18 protein-coding genes are annotated in these 19,040 nt (G+C 63.5%); 9 read left to right on the forward strand and 9 right to left on the reverse strand.

All coding sequences use genetic code 11. The features are described 5' to 3' along the window. Positions 1-50: 50 nt before the first annotated feature. The 3 genes from MRY75_RS16680 to MRY75_RS16690 are packed head-to-tail and all read right to left on the reverse strand — an operon-like array spanning position 51 to position 2,167. Complete coding sequence (locus MRY75_RS16680) at positions 51-1,016, reverse strand: LysR substrate-binding domain-containing protein (RefSeq protein WP_366934944.1); 966 nt, start codon at positions 1,014-1,016, stop codon at positions 51-53. Positions 1,017-1,067: 51 nt separating this feature from the next. Next, positions 1,068-1,742, reverse strand: coding sequence for a DUF1028 domain-containing protein (locus tag MRY75_RS16685; protein WP_292309132.1), 675 nt, complete (start codon positions 1,740-1,742; stop codon positions 1,068-1,070). Beyond that, the gene (locus MRY75_RS16690) at positions 1,739-2,167 is read right to left on the reverse strand and encodes a RidA family protein (protein WP_292309133.1); all 429 of its coding nucleotides are present in this window, start codon (positions 2,165-2,167) and stop codon (positions 1,739-1,741) included. Before MRY75_RS16690 ends, MRY75_RS16685 begins: the two co-directional genes overlap by 4 nt. Before the next feature lie 194 nt (positions 2,168-2,361). Between MRY75_RS16690 and MRY75_RS16695 the strand changes: the two genes are divergently transcribed. Next, complete coding sequence (locus tag MRY75_RS16695) at positions 2,362-3,624, forward strand: NAD(P)/FAD-dependent oxidoreductase (protein WP_292309134.1); 1,263 nt, start codon at positions 2,362-2,364, stop codon at positions 3,622-3,624. Positions 3,625-3,629: 5 nt separating this feature from the next. Here MRY75_RS16695 and MRY75_RS16700 read toward each other — a convergent pair whose 3' ends face one another. After that, positions 3,630-5,561, reverse strand: a complete 1,932-nt coding sequence (locus MRY75_RS16700) for a 3-hydroxyacyl-CoA dehydrogenase NAD-binding domain-containing protein (RefSeq protein ID WP_292309135.1) — start codon at positions 5,559-5,561, stop codon at positions 3,630-3,632. 182 nt (positions 5,562-5,743) lie between these two features. Here MRY75_RS16700 and MRY75_RS16705 point away from each other — a divergent pair, with 182 nt between their 5' ends. From MRY75_RS16705 to MRY75_RS16740, 8 genes are read left to right on the forward strand one after another with little or no spacing between them, the layout of a single operon-like run. Further along, complete coding sequence (locus MRY75_RS16705) at positions 5,744-8,038, forward strand: bifunctional salicylyl-CoA 5-hydroxylase/oxidoreductase (RefSeq protein ID WP_292309174.1); 2,295 nt, start codon at positions 5,744-5,746, stop codon at positions 8,036-8,038. Next, a complete protein-coding gene (locus tag MRY75_RS16710) occupies positions 8,035-8,754 on the forward strand; it encodes an SDR family NAD(P)-dependent oxidoreductase (protein ID WP_292309136.1) in 720 nt (239 codons plus the stop codon). Before MRY75_RS16705 ends, MRY75_RS16710 begins: the two co-directional genes overlap by 4 nt. Then, positions 8,751-9,227 carry a MarR family transcriptional regulator gene (locus MRY75_RS16715; protein WP_292309137.1) on the forward strand — a complete coding sequence of 159 codons (477 nt, stop codon included), beginning with the start codon at positions 8,751-8,753 and terminating at the stop codon, positions 9,225-9,227. Before MRY75_RS16710 ends, MRY75_RS16715 begins: the two co-directional genes overlap by 4 nt. Next, on the forward strand, positions 9,214-10,017 hold the full coding sequence (locus MRY75_RS16720; protein ID WP_292309138.1) for an enoyl-CoA hydratase family protein: 804 nt from the start codon (positions 9,214-9,216) through the stop codon (positions 10,015-10,017). The genes MRY75_RS16715 and MRY75_RS16720 overlap by 14 nt, the downstream gene beginning before the upstream one ends. After that, entirely contained in the window at positions 10,017-11,168 is a 1,152-nt protein-coding gene (locus MRY75_RS16725; RefSeq protein ID WP_292309139.1) for an acyl-CoA dehydrogenase family protein, read from the forward strand. The genes MRY75_RS16720 and MRY75_RS16725 overlap by 1 nt, the downstream gene beginning before the upstream one ends. Next, entirely contained in the window at positions 11,168-12,784 is a 1,617-nt protein-coding gene (locus MRY75_RS16730; protein ID WP_292309140.1) for an AMP-binding protein, read from the forward strand. The genes MRY75_RS16725 and MRY75_RS16730 overlap by 1 nt, the downstream gene beginning before the upstream one ends. Then, a complete protein-coding gene (locus MRY75_RS16735) occupies positions 12,781-13,200 on the forward strand; it encodes a thioesterase family protein (protein ID WP_292309141.1) in 420 nt (139 codons plus the stop codon). Before MRY75_RS16730 ends, MRY75_RS16735 begins: the two co-directional genes overlap by 4 nt. After that, positions 13,190-13,585, forward strand: coding sequence for a RidA family protein (locus MRY75_RS16740; RefSeq protein WP_292309142.1), 396 nt, complete (start codon positions 13,190-13,192; stop codon positions 13,583-13,585). Before MRY75_RS16735 ends, MRY75_RS16740 begins: the two co-directional genes overlap by 11 nt. A 6-nt stretch (positions 13,586-13,591) precedes the next feature. On the opposite strand, the gene fahA is transcribed toward MRY75_RS16740, so the two are convergent. The 5 genes from fahA to MRY75_RS16765 are packed head-to-tail and all read right to left on the reverse strand — an operon-like array spanning position 13,592 to position 18,980. Further along, positions 13,592-14,842: a fumarylacetoacetase gene (fahA, locus tag MRY75_RS16745; protein WP_292309143.1), complete on the reverse strand. Its 1,251-nt coding sequence runs from the start codon at positions 14,840-14,842 to the stop codon at positions 13,592-13,594. A 3-nt stretch (positions 14,843-14,845) separates the two neighbouring features. Further along, positions 14,846-16,195, reverse strand: coding sequence for a homogentisate 1,2-dioxygenase (hmgA, locus tag MRY75_RS16750; protein ID WP_292309144.1), 1,350 nt, complete (start codon positions 16,193-16,195; stop codon positions 14,846-14,848). Then, positions 16,192-16,389: a DUF2783 domain-containing protein gene (locus tag MRY75_RS16755; protein ID WP_292309145.1), complete on the reverse strand. Its 198-nt coding sequence runs from the start codon at positions 16,387-16,389 to the stop codon at positions 16,192-16,194. Before MRY75_RS16755 ends, hmgA begins: the two co-directional genes overlap by 4 nt. Before the next feature lie 4 nt (positions 16,390-16,393). Next, a complete protein-coding gene (locus MRY75_RS16760) occupies positions 16,394-18,007 on the reverse strand; it encodes an FAD-dependent oxidoreductase (protein WP_292309146.1) in 1,614 nt (537 codons plus the stop codon). Between the two features lie 28 nt (positions 18,008-18,035). Further along, positions 18,036-18,980, reverse strand: coding sequence for an MBL fold metallo-hydrolase (locus MRY75_RS16765; RefSeq protein WP_292309147.1), 945 nt, complete (start codon positions 18,978-18,980; stop codon positions 18,036-18,038). Positions 18,981-19,040: the final 60 nt, after the last annotated feature.

The raw sequence follows: 19,040 nt of genomic DNA on the forward strand, positions 1-19,040 counted from the left end.
TGCAGTGCAAAAGTCTTGGCCACGGAAGCGTTGCTTAGGCTGTCGCTAAGTCAGACCAACGGCTCTCCGCCAATTCGGTCCAACCGCCCGGAGCGGACAAGCGACGCAGCGTATTCGATGAACGCCCGCACCGCGTTCGACCGGTTCGCATCCTGCGCTGTCAACAGGCCCATGCGCAAGGCCCGCACCTTGCCGCCGATGGGGATCACCCGCACAGGGTTGCCATCGGGCGAGGTGTCGCTCAGAGGGCGGACATTGGCTATGGAATAACCGAAATCATTGCCCACCATCGACCGCATCACCGCCATGTCGCGGGTCCGTTCGGCGATCACCGGCTTGCCGCCCGCCTGATCGAACAGCGACAGGAAGTAATCCGCGCTCAGCGGCAGGTCGAGCAACACCATGGGATGCGCGCTGAGGTCTTCGACCGTCACGACATCGCGCTCCGCCAGCGGGTGTGCGATCCCCATGAGCGCGATGGGTGGAAGGCGCACCAGTGCGGTGAATTGCAAATCGGCAGGCACATCAAGGTCATAGGTCAGCGCCACGTCGATCTCGGACCGGCGCAAGGCACTGAACAACTCCACCTGGTTCAGTTCATGCTGACGCAGCCGCACTTCGGGGAATTCGGCTTCGAACCCCCGGCGCAGGGTCGGCAGGACAAGCTGCGCAAAGGTCAACAGGCAGCCAATGCTGAGCGGCCCCCGGACGGAGCCGGAAATGTCGCCCGCGATGTCCATCATCGCGCCCGCTTCGCGTAGCACGATCTTCGCCTGCTCCAGCATCTGCCGCCCGGCCTGTGTCAGCGACAGGCCCTGCGCGTGCTGCCGCACAAACAGGGGCAGGCCGAATTCCGCCTCAAGCTGCGAGATGGCCGAGGAGATGGACGGCGAGGACACGTTGATCCGCTCGGACGCACGCGCAATGCTTCCGGTTTCGCCGACGGCGACGAAATACTCCAATTGCCGCAACGTGTAGCGCAGCATCCATGCCCCCTGACCAAGCGGTTCCTTCAAACCTTGGACGGGTTGCCCAGTGTCTTCAAGGCTGTCTGATGCCAAAGCGCGTCATTCGTCGCCCGGCACACCGTAGGACGGCGCCTGCGTCGGATCGAGCGCGCGCTGCACATAGGCCTCAAGCTGCGGTTTGTAGACCTCCCACGCGGTGGCCACCGCTTCGATCGGGCAATCCTCGGTCCAGTCGCAGCGCAGGTCGGCTACGGGCCAGTTCACTTTGTCGACCAGCATCATACCTGCGGAATGCACCGGCCCGGCCTCGCCGCCAGCCGCCAGCCCCGCACGCAAGGCGGCAATGAGCCTGTCGCCCAGATGACCCTGCGCCGCCTCAAAGGCCGCAACGATGTCCCCTGGCACGCCGTCATTGGCCAGAAGATTGCCGCCCGAGGCGACATTCACCCCTTCGGCCTGTGTCCAGATCCCCAGCGATTTCGGCCCCGAATGGATCGCCGTCCGTCCCTGCCGGTCAATTGCCAGCACCTGACGGTAGGCGATGTGCCATCCCTGATCACGCACGCCCGCAATCGCCTCAGACGCCGACATGCCGCCCTGCATGAGGTCGAGCGCAAACGGCCCAAGCGTCGGGTCGGTCACGTTCTGGCTCGCCACCGCACCGACACCTGCCCGCGCGTAGGAACACCGCGCCGCAACTGCCGGGGATGACGAGGAAATCGCCACGCCGAACATCCCCGTGTCGGCGCATCGGGCTACCAGTGAGAACGTCATCGCTGATACCCGTCCGGGATCACGGCGGTGCCGTCGATCTCGACCAGCCATTCCGGCCGCGCAAGTGCGCTGACGACAAGGCCCGTGGACACGGGATGCACGCCTTTGATGTACTCGCCCATCGTGCGATAGACCGCCTCGCGGTGGCGCACATCGGTGATGTAGACCACCACCTTGACCAGATGCGCCATCTCGCCTCCGGCCTCTTCGATCAACTGACGGATGTTCTGCATCACCTTGTGGGTCTGTTCGACCGGGTCATGGCTGTCGATGTTCCTGGCATCATCAAGGTTCTGCGGGCACTGCCCCCGCAGCCAGACGATCCGCCCACCTTGGGTGACGACCGCCTGACAAAGGTCGTTGTCGAGGTTCTGTTCGGGATATGTGTCGGACGTGTTGAAGGTACGGATGCGGGTATGGGCCATGCCGGGTGTCCTCTTGGAGCTTGAGGATCGGTCTACCCTTTCGGCGTCGAAGGGCGGAACGACCCTTTCCCTCATCTGTGGTTAGCCCAAGCCTAAGTTTGATTAGCGTGAACCCAAGCAAGGCTTTCGGAATCCGTTGTGTGCCCCGCGCCGGACCGCTGCCTATGCTCGGCCCCATCGTCAAGGAGGCACCCATGGAAGAAATCGATACGGTTGTTGTCGGCGCAGGACAGGCCGGGGTCGCGATGAGCGAACACCTGACCCACCTCGACATTCCCCATGTGGTTCTCGAACGCGCCCGGATCGCCGAACGCTGGCGGACCGAACGCTGGGATTCGCTTGTCGCAAATGGCCCCGCCTGGCATGATCGCTTTCCGAACATGGCCTTTGGGTGTGACGACGATGCCTTCCCCGACAAGGAAAGCGTGGCCGCCTATTTCGAAGCCTACGCCAAGCGGTTCAACGCGCCGATCCGCACCGGCGTCGATGTGACGGCGGTGACGCCCAAGGATGGTGGCTTCGTGGTCCAGACATCCAAAGGCACGATCCGCGCACGGCATGTGGTGGCCGCGACAGGCCCCTTCCAGAAACCGGCGATCCCGCCGGTGGTGCCCGCCGACGCGGGGCCGCTGCAACTTCATTCCAACGCCTATCGCAACCCCGCACAGCTTCCCCAAGGGGCGGTGCTGGTCGTGGGCGGTGGCTCGTCCGGGGTGCAGATTGCCGAAGAGCTGATGGAGGCGGGACGCGAGGTCTACCTCTCCATAGGTCCCCATGACCGCCCGCCCCGCCGCTACCGGGGGCGCGACAATGTCTGGTGGCTGGGGGTCCTGGGCAAGTGGAACGCCGACAGCCCCGGCCCCGGAACCGAGCATGTGACCATTGCCGTCAGCGGCGCGCATGGCGGCAAGACCATCGATTTCCGCGCGCTGGCGCATCGGGGCATGACGCTTATGGGGATGACCGAGGGGTACAGCGACGGCGTGGTGCGATTTGCCGACGATCTGAAAACCAACCTTCAGGCCGGGGACGCGAATTACCTGTCGGTGCTGGACGAGGCGGACGCCTATATCGCCAAGCACGGGCTCGATCTGCCGCTTGAACCCGAAGCGCGGACCATCCCGGACGATCCCACCTGCGTGACCGATCCGATCCGCGAGATCGATCTGGCCGAGGCGGGGATCGGCACAATCCTCTGGGCCACCGGCTATCAGTTCGATTTCGGCTGGATCAAGGCCGACACGTTCGACGACAAGGGCCGTCCCCTGCATCAGCGCGGTGTGTCCCGCGAACCGGGGCTCTATTTCGTCGGCCTGCCCTGGCAGACGCGGCGCGGCTCGTCCTTCATCTGGGGGGTCTGGCACGACGCCAAGTTCATCGCCGACCAGATCGCTATCCAGCGCGGCTACATGGCCTATCAGGGCTGCGCCGCGATCCGGGTGCCCGAGGACGCCTGACCGCGTCAGTCCCTCGCCGCAAACATCGGCCCGCCTTTCCAGCGCGGGAAGCTGTAGCCGTTGACCATGACCACGTCGATGTCATCGGCGGATCGGGCGATGCCTTCAGCTAGCACTGCCTCCGCTTCGCGTGTCATCGCGCCCAGAATACGGGGCATCACATCTGCATCGGCAAAGTCGCCACCCGCCGCCCCCAGCGCCTGACGCTCCTCGGCAATGATGGACAGCACCACCTTAGACGGCTGAGCGCCCGCATCGGAATAATCGTACCATCCGGCTCCCGTCTTGCGCCCGAACCGCCCCATCTCGCACAGTCGGTCGGCAATCCTGATATAGGCCCCAGTGATCTTGCCCTCGGCCAGCCGCCGCTTGCGCATGGCCCACGCGATGTCGAGGCCCGCCATGTCCTGCATCTCGAACACGCCGATCGGAAAGCCATAATCCCGCATGGCCGCATCCACCTGTGAAGGCGTGGCCCCGTCGATCAAGAGCCGATCCGCCTCGGCCCTGTAGGCCGACATGATGCGGTTGCCGATGAAGCCGTCGCAGACACCGGACAGGACTCCGATCTTGGCCAGCGATTTGGACAACTTCGCCGCCGTGGCAATCACATCCTCTGACACCGCGTCGGGCAGAACGATCTCCAAGAGCTTCATGATATGCGCCGGGGAAAAGAAATGCAGACCGATGGCACGCGACGGGTCGGAGAGGACCGCTGCGATGGCGTTCACGTCGAGATAGGAGGTGTTGGTCGCCAGAATCGCATCCGGTCTGGTGACTGCATCCAGTTGCACAAAGACCTGTTTCTTGACGTCCATGTCCTCGAAAACCGCTTCGATCACCAGATCCGCATTGGCCAGCGCGGCGTAATCGGTTGCGGTCTCGAACCGCGCGACGACGGCGTCCAGATCAGGCAGAAGGCCCCGCTTGGCGCTGCTGTCAAGTGTTCCGCGAACACGGTTGGCCCCAGCCTCAAGGCTGGTCTCGTCGCGTTCGATCAGCGTCACATGGAACCCGCGCATCAGGCAGGCCGACGCAATGCCCGCCCCCATTGTGCCGCCCCCGATCACACCGATCCGGGTGACCGGGCGCGGGGTCTGTTTCGCTCTCGGGTCGGCCAGGGTGGCGCGTTCGGCAAAGAAGATGTGCCGCAAGGCACGGGCCTGATCGCTGGATTTCAAGGCGAGGAAGGTTGCGCGTTCTTCGGCCAATGCCGCGTCTGCGGGCAAGCGCAGGCCGCGCTCCACCGCGTCGATGGCCGCGCCAATCGACACCTGCCCACGTGCTTTGCGCCGCAGGTCCGACGCCGACTTGGCGAACGCCTCCGCGTTGGCCGCTCCAATAACCGTCTTTTCAAGTGTGCGACGAGGCGCGCCCAGTTTCGCGGCCAAGGCCACGGCCTTTTCCAACAGATCGCCTGTGGCAATCGCGTCGATGAGACCGGCTTCCAGCGCCGCCTCGGCCGAGATCGGCTTGCCCCCCGCGATCATCGTCAGCGCCAGTTCCGCCTCCACCAGACGCGGCAACCGGACCGTGCCCCCCGCACCCGGCACAAGACCAAGGGTCACTTCGGGCAACCCCATGCGCGCCGTGGCGTCCGCAATCCGCGCATGACACCCCATCGCCAGTTCCAACCCGCCGCCCAAAGCGGTGCCGTGGATCGCCGCGACCCAGGGTTTTGAGGCTGCCTCGATGGCGGAGATGACGTCCGGCAGATGCGGCTCGACCGGCGGCAGGTCGAACTCGCGCACGTCGGCCCCGGCGACAAAGGTACGCCCGGCGCAGGCGAGAACAACCGCGTCAACGCTTGGGTCAGCCTCGGTCTCCGCCACGGCCTGCAATAACCCCGCTCGCACCGCCTGTGACGACGCATTGACCGGGGGATTGTCGATGGTGACGACCGCCACGCGGCCTTGTTTGGCTATCGAAACGGTCATCGCTCTTGGCCTCTTTGGTCTTGGAGAGTTGGCGCATTTGTCGGGGCGCGGGTGCGGAATGGCAAGTGTCTCCTGCCATCGGATCGCGGCATCGCATTTATTTCAAGTTTAAAATTTCAAACTTGAAATAAATGGGCGACTCGGGCAGCCTTCCCCTCAAGCTGCTACAGAAAGAGGTCGAGATGCGGGTTGCATGTCTGGGGGGCGGTCCGGCGGGGCTTTACTTCGCGATCTCGATGAAGCTGCGCGATCCGTCGCACGAGATCACCGTGATCGAACGCAACAAGCCCGATGATACGTTTGGCTGGGGCGTCGTGCTGTCGGACGAAACGCTCGACAATCTCGCCGCCAATGACCCCAAAAGCGCCGAGGCGATCCGCGCCCACTTCGCGTACTGGGACGACATCGCCCTGCACTATCGCGGCGAACGGCTTGTGTCCTCCGGTCACGGGTTCTGCGGCATCGGGCGCAAGCAACTCTTGATCCTTCTGCAGGCGCGGGCGCGGGAACTGGGTGTCGACCTGCGGTTCGAGACCGAAATCGCCAGCGCTGACGATTACCGTAAGGACTACGACCTTGTGGTGGCGAGCGATGGTCTCAATTCCAAGACCCGCACGCTTTATGCCGACAGTTTCAAACCGGACATCGACCTGCGCCATTGCCAGTTTGTCTGGTTGGGTACTCATCAGCGGTTCGACGACGCGTTTACCTTCATTTTCGAGGAAACCGACAAGGGCTGGGTCTGGGCGCATGCCTACCAGTTCGACGACAACACCGCGACCTTCATCGTGGAATGCACGCAAGAGACCTTTGACGCCTTCGGGTTCGCCGACATGACCCAGGACGAAAGCATCGCGACCTGCGAGGAGATCTTCAAGGACCACCTTGGCGGCCACACCCTGATGACCAATGCGCGACACATAAGGGGATCGGCCTGGATCCGCTTCCCCCGCGTGCTGTGCGAAACCTGGAGCCATGAGAACGTCGTCCTGCTGGGCGATGCCGCCGCGACCGCGCATTTCTCGATCGGGTCGGGCACCAAACTGGCGCTGGAATCCGCGATTGCATTGGCCGAGTACCTGCACACTGAGCCGGATTTGGGCCGAGCCTTCCAGCGCTACGAAGACGAACGTCGCCTCGAAGTGCTGCGCCTGCAATCGGCGGCGCGCAATTCGATGGAGTGGTTCGAAACGGTCGAGCGGTATCTCGGCCTCGATCCGGTGCAGCTCAATTACTCGATGCTCACCCGCAGCCAGCGCATCAGTCACGAAAACCTTCGCGCGCGCGACAAGGCGTGGCTTGAAGGTGCGGAACGCTGGTTCATGACGCAAGCCGGTTTGCCCGAGACAGCACCTTTGCGGGCGCCGATGTTTACGCCTTTTCGGCTACGAGACATGACGCTGAAGAACCGCATCGTGGTCTCGCCCATGGCGCAGTACATGGCAGAGGATGGCTGCCCGACGGACTGGCACCTTGTCCATTACGGCGAACGTGCCAAAGGGGGCGCGGGGCTGGTCTTCACCGAAATGACCTGCGTGTCGCCCGAGGGGCGGATCACCCCCGGCTGTCCGGGGCTTTACGCACCCGAACACGAGGCAGCCTGGGCGCGGCTGACCAAATTAGTACACGGCGTTACGGATGCGAAGATCTGCTGCCAGATCGGCCATTCCGGACGCAAAGGATCGACCCAACTGGGATGGGAACGGATGGACGCCCCGCTGCCCACTGACAACTGGGACTTGGTCAGCGCCTCGGCCATGCCGTGGTCGGACGACAACGCCACCCCGCGCGAAATCAGACGGGCAGAGATGGATGAGATCACCGCGCAATTCGCGGCGGCGGCCGAAATGGCGGACCGGGCCGGGTTCGACATGATCGAACTGCACGCGGCACACGGGTACCTTCTGTCGTCTTTCATCTCGCCCGCCTCGAATATCCGTACAGATGAGTACGGCGGCAGTCTTGAGAACCGTCTACGTTACCCGCTTGAGGTGTTCGCCGCGATGCGCGCGGTCTGGCCGGAAGGCAAACCGATGTCGGTGCGTATTTCGGCGACCGACTGGCTGGACGAGGATGGCGTGACGCCGGACGAGGCTGTGCTGATCGCCAAGGCCTTTGCCGATGCCGGGGCCGATTTGATCGACGTTTCCGCAGGCCAAACCTCGACCAAGGCCAAGCCGGTCTATGGAAGGATGTTCCAGACCCCGTTCTCGGACCGCATCCGCAACGAGGCGGGGCTGTGCACCATGGCGGTGGGGAATATCTACGAAGCCGATCATGCCAATTCGATCCTGATGGCCGGGCGCGCCGATCTGGTGGCGGTGGGGCGTCCGCATCTGGCCGATCCCTATTGGACCCTGCACGAAGCAACCAAGCTTGGCGACCGCGCGGCTCAGGACTGGCCTTTGCCCTATCTCGCCGGGCGCGATCAGGCGTGGCGGCTGGCCGAGCGCGAGGCCGAGGCGGTGCGGGCATGAGGCGGGTTCTGGTCACCGGTGGCGGAACGGGGATAGGTCGGGCGATTGCACATGCCTTTGCCGACCATGGCGATGCAGTGACCATCGCGAGCCGCCGGATGGAGCCATTGCAAAAGACCGCCGAGGGGCGCGATATCACCTGCCGTCAGGCAGACGTGACCTCTGAGGCGGACATCGCGGCCCTGTTCGACACACCGTTCGACGTGGTCATCGCAAATGCGGGCTGGGGGGCGTCCGGCAAGGTGGCGAAGCTGTCGCTGGACGACTGGAACGCCACGCTTGCCGTCAACCTCACCGGCACGTTCCTAACCTTCCGCGAGGCATTGCGGACGGGACCGGCGGATGCGCGCCTGATTGCCATCGCCTCAACCGCGTCCTTGCAGGGCAACGCCTCTGTCCCGGCCTACTCCGCGGCCAAGCACGGGGTGCTGGGGCTCGTGCGCTCTATCGCGCTGGACGTGGCGAAATCCGGCGGCACCTGCAACGCGATCTGTCCGGGCTTCACCGATACCGATCTGGCGGAAGGGGCCATCAGCGGGCTGATGCAGCGGTTCGATTTGGACCGGGAGGCCGCGACCGCAAAGGTCGCCGCAGGCAATCCGCAGGGACGGTTGATCACCCCGTCCGAGATTGCGGGAACGGCGCTTTTCCTCGCCTCGCCTGCCGCTGCGGGGATCAACGGACATGCTTTGTCAGTTTCAGGGGGCGAGGTATGAAACCCGAACATAACGTACAGGCCGAACCGATGTCTAAGGCGCGCCTGCGCCTGTGGTTGCAACTTCTGAAACTGTCCTCGGGCATCGAAGGCGAATTGCGCCGCCGGTTGCGCGACAGGCATGACACCACCCTGCCCCGGTTCGACGTGATGGCCGCCCTTGCACGCCACAAAGACGGGCTGAAGATGAGCGACCTGTCCCGCTACCTCAAAGTGTCGAATGGGAATGTGACAGGCATCGTCGACCGTCTGGTCGAAGAAGGGCTGGCGCTGCGTGTGGCCGTGCCCGGCGACCGCCGTGCCAATCTGGCCCGGTTGACCCCCAAGGGCGAGGCTGCGTTTGCCGACCTCGCCGCACAGCACGAGGCGTGGATTGACGAGTTGCTCGCACCGCTTTCGGACACCGACACCCAGACACTGATGGGCCTGCTCAAAAAGGCCATGACGCAGGAGGCCAGAAATGGATCTGAGTAAGCCGCAGCATTTCCGCTGCGAAATCGCAGGCGGTATCGCACGCATCGCGCATGACCGGCCCGAGCGGAAAAATCCCTTTACCTTCGAGAGTTACGCCGAATTGCGCGACTGGTTCCGGGCGCTGGTCTATTCCGATGACATTCATGCCGTGGTGATCCTGCCCAATGGTCGCAACTTTTCCTCGGGCGGCGATGTGCATGACATCATCGGGCCCCTGACGCGCATGAGCATGAAAGACCTGCTGACCTTCACGCGGATGACCGGCGATCTGGTCAAGGCGATGATCGGCTGCGGCAAGCCGGTGATTGCGGCTGTCGATGGCGTATGCGCGGGCGCCGGGGCGATCATGGCGATGGCCTCGGACCTGCGGCTGGCCGCGCCCGAGGCCAAGACCGCGTTCCTGTTCAATCGTGTGGGGCTTGCGGGCTGCGACATGGGTGCCTGCGCCATCCTGCCCCGGATCATCGGACAGGGCCGCGCGGCGGACCTGCTTTATACCGGGCGCGCGATGAGCGCCGCCGAGGGTGAGGCCTGGGGGTTCTTCAACCGCGTGGTGGAGGCTGACGCATTGGAGGCCGAGGCGATCAAGCTGGCCGAACGCATCGTGGCAGGTCCGACCTTCGCCAATTCCATGACCAAGACGATGCTGGCGCAGGAATGGTCGATGAGCCTTGAGCAGGCCATCGAAGCCGAGGCTCAGGCGCAGGCGATCTGCATGCAGGGCAACGACTTCCGCCGCGCCTACGAGGCGTTCGTCGCCAAGGAAAAACCGGTGTTCGAGGGCAATTGATGGCAGATCAAAGCTACCTCCACTGGCCGTTTTTCGACCCTGCGCACCGGGATTGGGCGGCGCGTGTCGACGAGGTGGCGCAGGGGTTGGAGATTGACCACGGCGACACGGATGCGGCGTGCCGGGCGCTTGTCGCTCAATTGGGTGCGGCGGGTCTTTTGCAACCTACCTCAAGCAACGACGGACGGTTCGACCTGCGCACGCTCTGCCTCGCGCGGGAAACTCTGGCGCGGCACGACGGGCTGGCCGATTTTGCCTTTGCCATGCAAGGGCTGGGCACCGGGGCGATTACGCTGTTTGGCACCGAGGCGCAGAAAGCCACTTGGCTGCCGAAAACCCGCGCGGGTGAGGCGATTGCCGCCTTTGCGCTGACCGAACCGGGGTCGGGATCGGATGTGGCCAACTCCACCATGACGGCCACGCGCGATGGCGACAGCTACGTGCTGAATGGCGAAAAGACGTGGATTTCAAATGGCGGCATCGCGGATCTCTACACGCTCTTTGCCCGCACCGGAGAGGCTCCGGGGGCCAAGGGCCTGTCGGCGTTCATCATCACCCCCGGCCTGCCGGGGTTCGAGATTGCCGAACGGCTCGACACCATCGCGCCGCATCCGCTGGCCACGTTGCGCTTTACCGACTGCCGCATCCCGGCCAGCGCGTTGCTGGGTGAAACCGGTCAGGGGTTCAAGGTCGCCATGTCGGTGCTGGACGTCTTCCGCGCCACTGTAGCGGCCGCTGCACTTGGCTTTGCCCGCCGCGCCATGGACGAAGCTTTGGCGCGGGTCACGACACGGCAGATCGCCGGATCGCCTCTGGCCGACTTGCAGATGGTCCAAGGCCATATCGCGGAGATGGCCGTCGATGTCGATGCCAGCGCCCTGCTTGTCTACCGGGCCGCATGGACCCGTGACAGCGGTGCGCCACGCATCACCCGCGAGGCAGCGATGGCCAAGCTGTTTGCCACCGATCAGGCGCAACAGGTCATCGACACCGCAGTTCAGCTTTTCGGCGGTGACGGCGTGCGGTCGGGCACGGCTGTCGAAACGCTCTACCGCGAGATCCGCGCGCTGCGCATCTACGAAGGCGCGTCGGATGTTCAGAAAGTCATCATCGCCCGTCAGACCCTTGCCGCCTTCGAAGGAGGAACGTGATGCTCGGACCCTCTGCCCATGTCGACACATTCGCCCGCGACAACCTTCCGCCGCCTGACCTTTGGCCCGAGTTCAATCTGGCGGGGTTCGATTATCCCGAACGGCTGAACGCCGGGTGGGAATTGACCGACGGCATGGTCGAGAAGGGTTTTGGCGACCACACCGCGCTGATCGGCAACGGGCGGCTGCGCACCTACAAGGAGCTGAGCGACTGGACCAACCGGCTGGCGCATGTGCTGGTCGAGGATCTGGGCGTGAAACCGGGCAACCGCGTGCTGATCCGGTCCGCCAACAACCCGGCGATGGTGGCCTGTTGGCTGGCAGCGACCAAGGTGGGTGCGGTGGTGGTCAACACGATGCCGATGCTGCGCGCGGCCGAGTTGCGGACCTATGTGGAACTGGCCGAGATCACCCATGCGCTGTGCGACACACGGCTGATGGATGAGATGGTGGCCTGCGCCAAGGACAGCGCAACGTTGACATCGGTGGTCGGCTTCGATGGCACCTCCAACCACGACGCAGAACTGGACCGGTTGGCGCTGGAAAAGCCTGTGCGCTTCACTTGCGTGCCCACGGGGCGGGACGACGTGGCGCTGCTGGGGTTCACCTCGGGGTCAACCGGGGTGCCTAAGGCGACGATGCACTTCCACCGGGACCTGATGATCATCGCCGATGGCTATGCGCGCGAGGTCTTGGGCGTCACACCGGACGACGTATTCGTCGGCTCGCCCCCGCTGGCCTTCACCTTCGGGCTGGGCGGGCTGGCGATCTTTCCGCTGCGGTTCGGCGCGGCAGCCACGCTGCTCGAACAGGCGACGCCGCCGAACATGATCGAGATCATCGAGAAATACAAAGCCACGGTCTGTTTCACCGCCCCCACCGCGTACCGCGTGATGCTGCGCGCGATGGAGGACGGGGCCGACCTGTCGTCCCTGCGGGCTGCCGTTTCGGCGGGCGAAACCCTGCCCGGACCGGTCTATGACGAGTGGATCGCCAAGACAGGCAAAGCCATGCTCGACGGGATCGGCGCGACGGAACTCCTGCACATCTTCATTTCCAACCGTTTCGACGATCACAAGCCCGCCTGCACCGGCAAACCTGTGACAGGCTACGAGGCCAAGGTCATCAATGACGCGGGTGAGGTGGTGCCGGATGGTGAGGTCGGGCGGCTGGCGGTGCGTGGTCCGACCGGGTGTCGCTATCTCAAGGGGGATCGTCAGAGCGCCTATGTGCAGGACGGCTGGAACATCACCGGCGACAGCTTCTGGCGGGACGAAGACGGCTATTTCCACTTCGCCGCGCGCAATGACGACATGATCGTGAGTTCCGGCTACAACATCGCCGGACCCGAGGTCGAAGCGGCCTTGCTGGCCCACCCTGCCGTGGCCGAATGTGCGGTGATCGGCGCACCGGACGAGGAACGCGGACATATCGTTCAGGCCCATGTGGTCTTGGCGGACGGCCACAGCGGGGATGGCGATATGGTCAAAGCCTTGCAGGACCATGTGAAGGCAACCATCGCGCCGTACAAGTACCCACGCTCAGTCGTGTTCACCGACAGCCTGCCCAAGACCGCAACCGGCAAGATCCAGCGTTTCAGATTGAAAGACCAATGACAGAGCCCGTCTTTGCCAAGGACCAGAAGGTTCTCTTTCGCCATTGCGACCCGGCGGGGATCGTCTTTTTCCCGCGCTATTTCGAGATGATGAACGATCTCGTCGAAGCCTTCTTCGACGAAGCTCTCGACTACCCGTTCGAGCAAATCCTCAAGACCGAGGGCATCCCCACAGCCCAGATCGAAACGCGGTTCGTGCGGCCCAGCCATCACGGCGACCACCTCCGGCTGTCGCTTTGGGTGCTGCGGCTGGGCAATGCGTCCCTGACCTACCGCATGACAGCAACCTGTGGCGGCGAGGTCCGCTTCGAGACCCGCGCGACGCTGGTGCATGTCGACAACACAGGCCGGCCAAGCCCGTGGCCCGAGGTGCTCGTCCCCCTTCTCAAAAGCAAAGAGGTCCCAGATGACGCATAAGACCATCCAACCCGAGGGCTGGTTGCCCGCCAAGGGCTATGCCAACGGGATGCTGACCAAGGACGGGGTGCTGCATATCGGCGGGCAGATCGGCTGGGATGCCGACAAGGTATTTGTGGCTTCGGATTTCATCGGCCAGATGCGGCAGGCCCTGTCCAACATCCGTGCGATTGTCGAGGCGGCGGGCGGTACGGTGGAGGATGTCACCCGCCTGACATGGTACGTGACGGACAAGGCCGAATATCTGGCGCATCAGGCTGAAGTCGGTGCCGCCTATCGCGAGGTGTTCGGAAAGCACTTCCCTGCGATGTCGATGGTGGTTGTCAGCGCGCTGATCGAAGACGAGGCCAAGGTCGAGATCGAGGCCACCGCGCATCTGGGCTGACGGGTCTCAGCCTCGCGCGGGCAGCACCTTGCCGACACAGGACCCGAACCCGATGCGGTAGCCGTCGCCTTGCGCATGACCGCGCAGCGAAAGCGTATCGCCATCCTCGACAAAAGTCCGCGTTTCGCCCGTGTCCAGCGTGATCGGCTTTTTTCCGCCCCAGCTCAGCTCCAGCAATGCGCCGCGACTGTGCCTCTCCGGCCCCGAGATCGTGCCTGACCCAAGCAGATCGCCCACCCGCATCGGACAGCCGGAACTGGTGTGATGGGCCAGTTGCTGGGCGGCGGAATAGTACATTTCACGGTAGTTGGTGCGCGCGATCACGGTTTCTGTTCCCGCTTCCGGTGTCAGCCCGACCTCGAGCGCGATGTCGTAGAGCATCGGACCGGGTTCCAACAGATAGTCCAGCAGCGGTTTTTCCCGCGCAGGTGTGCTGGTGCGGAAGGGCGCCAAGGCCTCGGCGGTCACGATCCACGGGCTGATGGTCGTGGCGGTGGCCTTGGACTGAAAGGGTCCGAGCGGCTGGTATTCCCACGCCTGAATGTCCCGCGCCGACCAGTCGTTCAGGATCACGTATCCGAAGATGTTGTCAAACGCCTCGGCCACGGTGATCGGGCCGTCTGACGCCTGCCCCACGATTGCGCCCATTTCAAGCTCGATGTCGAACCGGGCGGAGGGCGCAAAGCGCGGTATGGCGTCGTCCGGTCCCTTTATCTGACCATGGGGCCGCGTGACCGGCGTGCCGGAGACCACAACCGAGGACGCGCGGCCATTGTAGCCGATGGGGATGTGCAGCCAGTTCGGCGGCAGCGCGTGTTCCGCCCCCCGGAACATGGTGCCGACATTGGTCGCGTGGTGAAGGCTCGAGTAGAAATCGGTGTATTCACTCACGCGGAACGGCATGTGCAGCACCGCCTCGGCCATCGGGACGGAATGCGTGATGATCTGGTCCTGCACCGTCTCATCGGCGTCTTCGGCCAGCATGGCGGTCAGTTCGGCGCGGTAGCGGGACCACGCCGCGCGCCCCAACTCCATGAAATCGTTCCAATACGGCGCGTCCAGCACGTCCGCATCGGGATCGGCGCGCAGAAGCCCTGCTGCTTCCAACCCGGTCGCATCGACGATCCGGTCACCGATCGCCACACCGCAGCGTAGATCACCATCACCCACCGAGAATACGCCATAGGGCAGATTGTTCAGCGGGAATTCGCCCTCAGGCGCGTTGGCGCTTTCCAGCCAGGACCTGCGCAAACCCATCTGCTATTTCTTCCCCGGCGTGCCGTCGAACTTTTTCTCCAGGCTGTCCCAGCAATCGATGTAATCGTCCTGCAAGGGCGCCTCTTTTCCAGCAAATTCAGTAAGATGCTGCGGAAACCTCGTCTCGAACATGAAGGACATGGTGCGGTCGAGCTTGTCAGGGCCAAGGTTGGCATTCGACGCTTTTTCGAATGCCTCCCGATCCGGACCGTGGGGGAGCATCATGTTGTGCAGGCTCATGCCGCCGGGGACAAAGCCCTGCGGTTTGGCGTCGTACTGGCCGTAGATGTTGCCCATGAGCTCGGACATGATGTTCTTATGATACCACGGCGGGCGGAAGGTGTTCTCCGCCACCATCCAACGTTCACGGAAGAGAACGAAGTCGATATTCGCGGTTCCGGGAACCACGGAGGGTGCCGTCAGAACAGTGAAGATTGACGGGTCGGGATGGTCGAAGAGGATCGCGCCGACCGGACAATAGTTCCGTAAATCATACTTGTAGGGCGCGTAGTTGCCATGCCACGCCACCACGTCGAGCGGGCTTTGGCCGATTTTTGTCTCGTGGAACTGCCCGCACCATTTGACGGTCAGGGTCGACGGAACCTCGCGGTCCTCGAAGGCTGCGACCGGTGCTTTGAAATCGCGCGGGTTGGCGAGACAGTTCGCCCCGATGGGGCCACGCCCCGGAAGTTCGAATTTCTGGCCGTAGTTTTCGCAGACGAAACCCCGGCACGGACCGTCGAGAACCTCGACCCGGTAAACCAGCCCGCGCGGGATGATCGCGATCTCCTTGGGTTCGATGTCGATGATGCCAAGCTCGGTCGCAAAGCGCAGGCGTCCTTCCTGAGGAACGACAAGCAACTCGCTGTCCGCACTGAAGAAATAGGCGTCCTTCATGCTTTCGGTGACAAGGTAGATGTGGCTTGCCATGCCGACCTGCGTGTTCACATCCCCGGCCGTGGTCATGGTGCGCATGCCCGTCAGCCAGGTGAGCGGCGCATCGCTGTGCGGCACCGGATCCCAACGGTATTGGCCGAGGGAGGTCACGTCCTCAACCACATTGGGCGCGCTTTTCCAGTATGGCAGGTCAACCCGCGTATACCGCGCCGAGTGCTTGACGGAGGGGCGGATGCGGTAGGACCAAGTGCGTTCGGGCGGGTTGGCGGTGAAGGCGGTGCCGGAAAGCTGTTCACCATAAAGGCCGTAGTTGCACTTCTGTGGGCTGTTCATGCCGCGCGGCAGGGCGTCGGGCAGCGCTTCGGTCTCGAAGTCGTTGGCCCAGCCGGGCATGTATCCCGGCTCGGTCAGGGTGCCTTTGGCCTGAATGAGGCCGGATGTGTGCGGAGCATTCATGACTTGTCTCCTTTCGATGCAGCGGCCAGCGCTTCGGTCAGCACCGCGCGGTCGCCGATATGGTTGGCGAGGATCAGGATCAGACGGGCATTCAGCGCGATACTGTCATCGTCGCTCAGCCCCTCATGGGTGGCCAGCAATTCGGCGTAGAAGCCATCGGGATCAGGGACGTTGGGAGCGGTGTTCAAAGCCATCGCGTCAGTCCTTTCCTATGGCGCGGCGCAGGGCGGCGCGGACAATCGCTTCGTCATAGGCAGGCCAGCGGGCCGCGACGTGTTGGTCGGGGCGGATCAGGTAGACGGCAGCGGGCGCATCGCCCAGATACCGGTCTTTGATCTCCCCCTCGGCAGGCACGGACAGACAACGGACGGTCAGCCCTTCGACCTCCAGCGTGTCGGGCACATCACCCCCGATGCCGAGCAGTACAAAGTGTCCGCCAAGGTGATCCAACAGAAACCCCTGCCCCAATGGCGCATCCGGGCATGGGGCACCGGGGCGCGTGCGGGCCGGGCCATCCGTCAGCGCATCGGCTGTGTTCAGCGGCAAGCCGTCATAGACACAAGGCACCGACAACCGACCGGAATTGACCAACGGGCGGGCAAAGGCGTGATGTTCGGCAAGATCAAGCACCGCGTTGCGGAACACATGGCTGATCTTCGACTTCGGCGTGATGAAATCGGTCGAGCGCGAGGAGTTGAGGATGTTCTCGTCCGCCCCGTATCGACGTTCAAGATCGTAGCTGTCCAGCAGGCTCTCGGGCGCTTTTTCGTTCAGAACAAGCCCAAGCTTCCACCCCAGATTGTCCACATCCTGAATGCCGGAATTGGCGCCGCGCGCACCGAAAGGCGAGACCTGATGCGCGGCATCCCCGGCAAAGATCACCCGACCGTGGCGGAACTTTTTCATCCGGCGGCACTGGAAGGTGTAGATCGAGGTCCAGACCAGCTCATACTCCACATCAGGCCCAAGCATCGCATCCAGACGGCGGCGGATGTTTTCTTCCTTCAGTTCTTCCTTCCGGTCGATATCCCAGCCCAGTTGGAAGTCGATCCGCCAGACACCATCGGGCTGCTTGTGCAGAAGCGCAGAGTCGCCCGATTTGAAATGCGGCTCGAACCAGAACCAGCGTTCGGTCGGGAAATCCGCTTTCATCGTGATGTCGGCGATCAGGAAATTGTCCTCGAACACCCGGCCCTCGAAATCGAGCCCCATCATCTTGCGGAGTGGGCTGGAGGCACCGTCACAGCCGATCAGCCAGTCCGCTTCGATCCGATACGGGCCATCCGGCGTGGTGATGTCGAGGATGACGTGATCGTCCTGCACCTCCACCGCATCCACTCGGTTCTTGCCGCGCAGGTCAATCGGCGCGCCCGCCGCCTGTGCCTCGCGGACGCGTTCGACAAGGAAGCGTTCGAAATAGGGCTGTTGCAGGTTGATGAAGGCGGGGAAGCGGTGGCCCTCTTCGGGGAGCAGGTTGAACTCGTAAACCTGCCGGTCGTCATGGAACACCTTGCCAAGGTTCCAGACCACCCCCTTGTCCAGCATCGGTTGCGCGCACCCGTACCGATGGGCGATCTCAAGCGTCCGTTTCGCAAAGCAGATGGCGCGGGACCCCTGCCCGACGCCCTCGTGATCATCGAGCAGGACCACCGGAATGCCTTGCAAGCCCAGGTCCAATGCCGTGGCCACACCAATTGGCCCGCCCCCCAGCACGACCACCGGATGGCGCACGGGGGCTGCCGCATCCTGATCGGTGCTGCGCGCGTAGGGGTACAGCTTGAACGCCAGCTGATAACGGTCATCGAGCGGCATGATGGGTCTCCTCCCCCCTCAGTCAGCCTTAGCCTTGCAATTGTTCCCACATCTCGAGGTCACGTTCCGCCGTCCAGACGCGCGGATGCACAATCCCGCGCGCCTCGTCATAGGCGCGGGCGACGTTGAACGGCAGGCAGTGTTCGTAGATCGCGTAATCCTTGAACTTGGGATCGCAGGCATCCCGTACCGCATCCCACGCATCCTTGAGGCTTCCGCCCTTCGCGGCAATCGGTTTGACCGCGTTATAGGTGCTGTCCACAAAGTCCCGCGTGTTCGCGAGGGCGGCATCCACCATATCGCGCCCCACAAGAGCGTCACCGCGACCGGGCGCGATGCTCTGCGGATCATAGGCTTTGACCGCATCCAGTGTCGCGCCCCACTCCTCGAAATGGCCGTCGCCACAATAGCAGGCCGAGTGGTACTCCACGATGTCCCCCGTGAACATGGTCTGACTGTCAGGCACGCAGATCACGCTGTCCCCGGCGGTATGCGCGCGCCCGATCTGTTTGATCTCGACCTTCCGCTTGCCCAGATAGACCGTCATGCTGTCGCTGAAGGTGGTGGTGGGCCATGTCAGGCCGGGGATGCTTTCGTGGCCTTCGAAAAGGCGCGGAAAGCGCTGGAATTCGCTGTCCCAGTCTTCTTGCCCGCGTTCGACCACCATGCCGCGCGCGGCGTCGGACATGATGATCTGGTCGGCGTTGAAGGCGCTCGCCCCGAGCACCCGCACCGCGTGGTAATGGGTCAGCACCACGTGGGAAATCGGCTTGTCGGTCACGCTGCGCACACAGTCGATGACCTTCTGCGCCAGACGGGGTGTGGCCTGCGCCTCGACGATCATCACACTGTCATCGCCGATGATCACGCCGGAATTCGGGTCTCCCTCGGCGGTGAAGGCATAGAGGCCATCACCAATCTCGGTGAAGGAAATCTGCTTTTCTGCGGTGTCACCCTGCGATGCAAAGGCCATTGTTGCATGTCTCTCCCTGATTGGTTTGGTGCAGTCTCCTGCGCGACCTTGGTCGTTGCA

It is taken from the genome of Marivita sp. (assembly GCF_022763305.1).
Lineage (GTDB): Bacteria > Pseudomonadota > Alphaproteobacteria > Rhodobacterales > Rhodobacteraceae > Marivita.

Bases quoted from the DNA above. Each gene is read 5' to 3' on its own strand.
- MRY75_RS16685 (WP_292309132.1), bottom strand. From the start codon at position 1,742: ATGACGTTCTCACTGGTAGCCCGATGCGCCGACACGGGGATGTTCGGC.
- MRY75_RS16690 (WP_292309133.1), bottom strand. From the start codon at position 2,167: ATGGCCCATACCCGCATCCGTACCTTCAACACGTCCGACACATATCCC.
- MRY75_RS16695 (WP_292309134.1), top strand. From the start codon at position 2,362: ATGGAAGAAATCGATACGGTTGTTGTCGGCGCAGGACAGGCCGGGGTC.
- MRY75_RS16700 (WP_292309135.1), bottom strand. From the start codon at position 5,561: ATGACCGTTTCGATAGCCAAACAAGGCCGCGTGGCGGTCGTCACCATC.
- MRY75_RS16705 (WP_292309174.1), top strand. From the start codon at position 5,744: ATGCGGGTTGCATGTCTGGGGGGCGGTCCGGCGGGGCTTTACTTCGCG.
- MRY75_RS16710 (WP_292309136.1), top strand. From the start codon at position 8,035: ATGAGGCGGGTTCTGGTCACCGGTGGCGGAACGGGGATAGGTCGGGCG.
- MRY75_RS16715 (WP_292309137.1), top strand. From the start codon at position 8,751: ATGAAACCCGAACATAACGTACAGGCCGAACCGATGTCTAAGGCGCGC.
- MRY75_RS16720 (WP_292309138.1), top strand. From the start codon at position 9,214: ATGGATCTGAGTAAGCCGCAGCATTTCCGCTGCGAAATCGCAGGCGGT.
- MRY75_RS16725 (WP_292309139.1), top strand. From the start codon at position 10,017: ATGGCAGATCAAAGCTACCTCCACTGGCCGTTTTTCGACCCTGCGCAC.
- MRY75_RS16730 (WP_292309140.1), top strand. From the start codon at position 11,168: ATGCTCGGACCCTCTGCCCATGTCGACACATTCGCCCGCGACAACCTT.
- MRY75_RS16735 (WP_292309141.1), top strand. From the start codon at position 12,781: ATGACAGAGCCCGTCTTTGCCAAGGACCAGAAGGTTCTCTTTCGCCAT.
- MRY75_RS16740 (WP_292309142.1), top strand. From the start codon at position 13,190: ATGACGCATAAGACCATCCAACCCGAGGGCTGGTTGCCCGCCAAGGGC.
- fahA (WP_292309143.1), bottom strand. From the start codon at position 14,842: ATGGGTTTGCGCAGGTCCTGGCTGGAAAGCGCCAACGCGCCTGAGGGC.
- hmgA (WP_292309144.1), bottom strand. From the start codon at position 16,195: ATGAATGCTCCGCACACATCCGGCCTCATTCAGGCCAAAGGCACCCTG.
- MRY75_RS16755 (WP_292309145.1), bottom strand. From the start codon at position 16,389: ATGGCTTTGAACACCGCTCCCAACGTCCCTGATCCCGATGGCTTCTAC.
- MRY75_RS16760 (WP_292309146.1), bottom strand. From the start codon at position 18,007: ATGCCGCTCGATGACCGTTATCAGCTGGCGTTCAAGCTGTACCCCTAC.
- MRY75_RS16765 (WP_292309147.1), bottom strand. From the start codon at position 18,980: ATGGCCTTTGCATCGCAGGGTGACACCGCAGAAAAGCAGATTTCCTTC.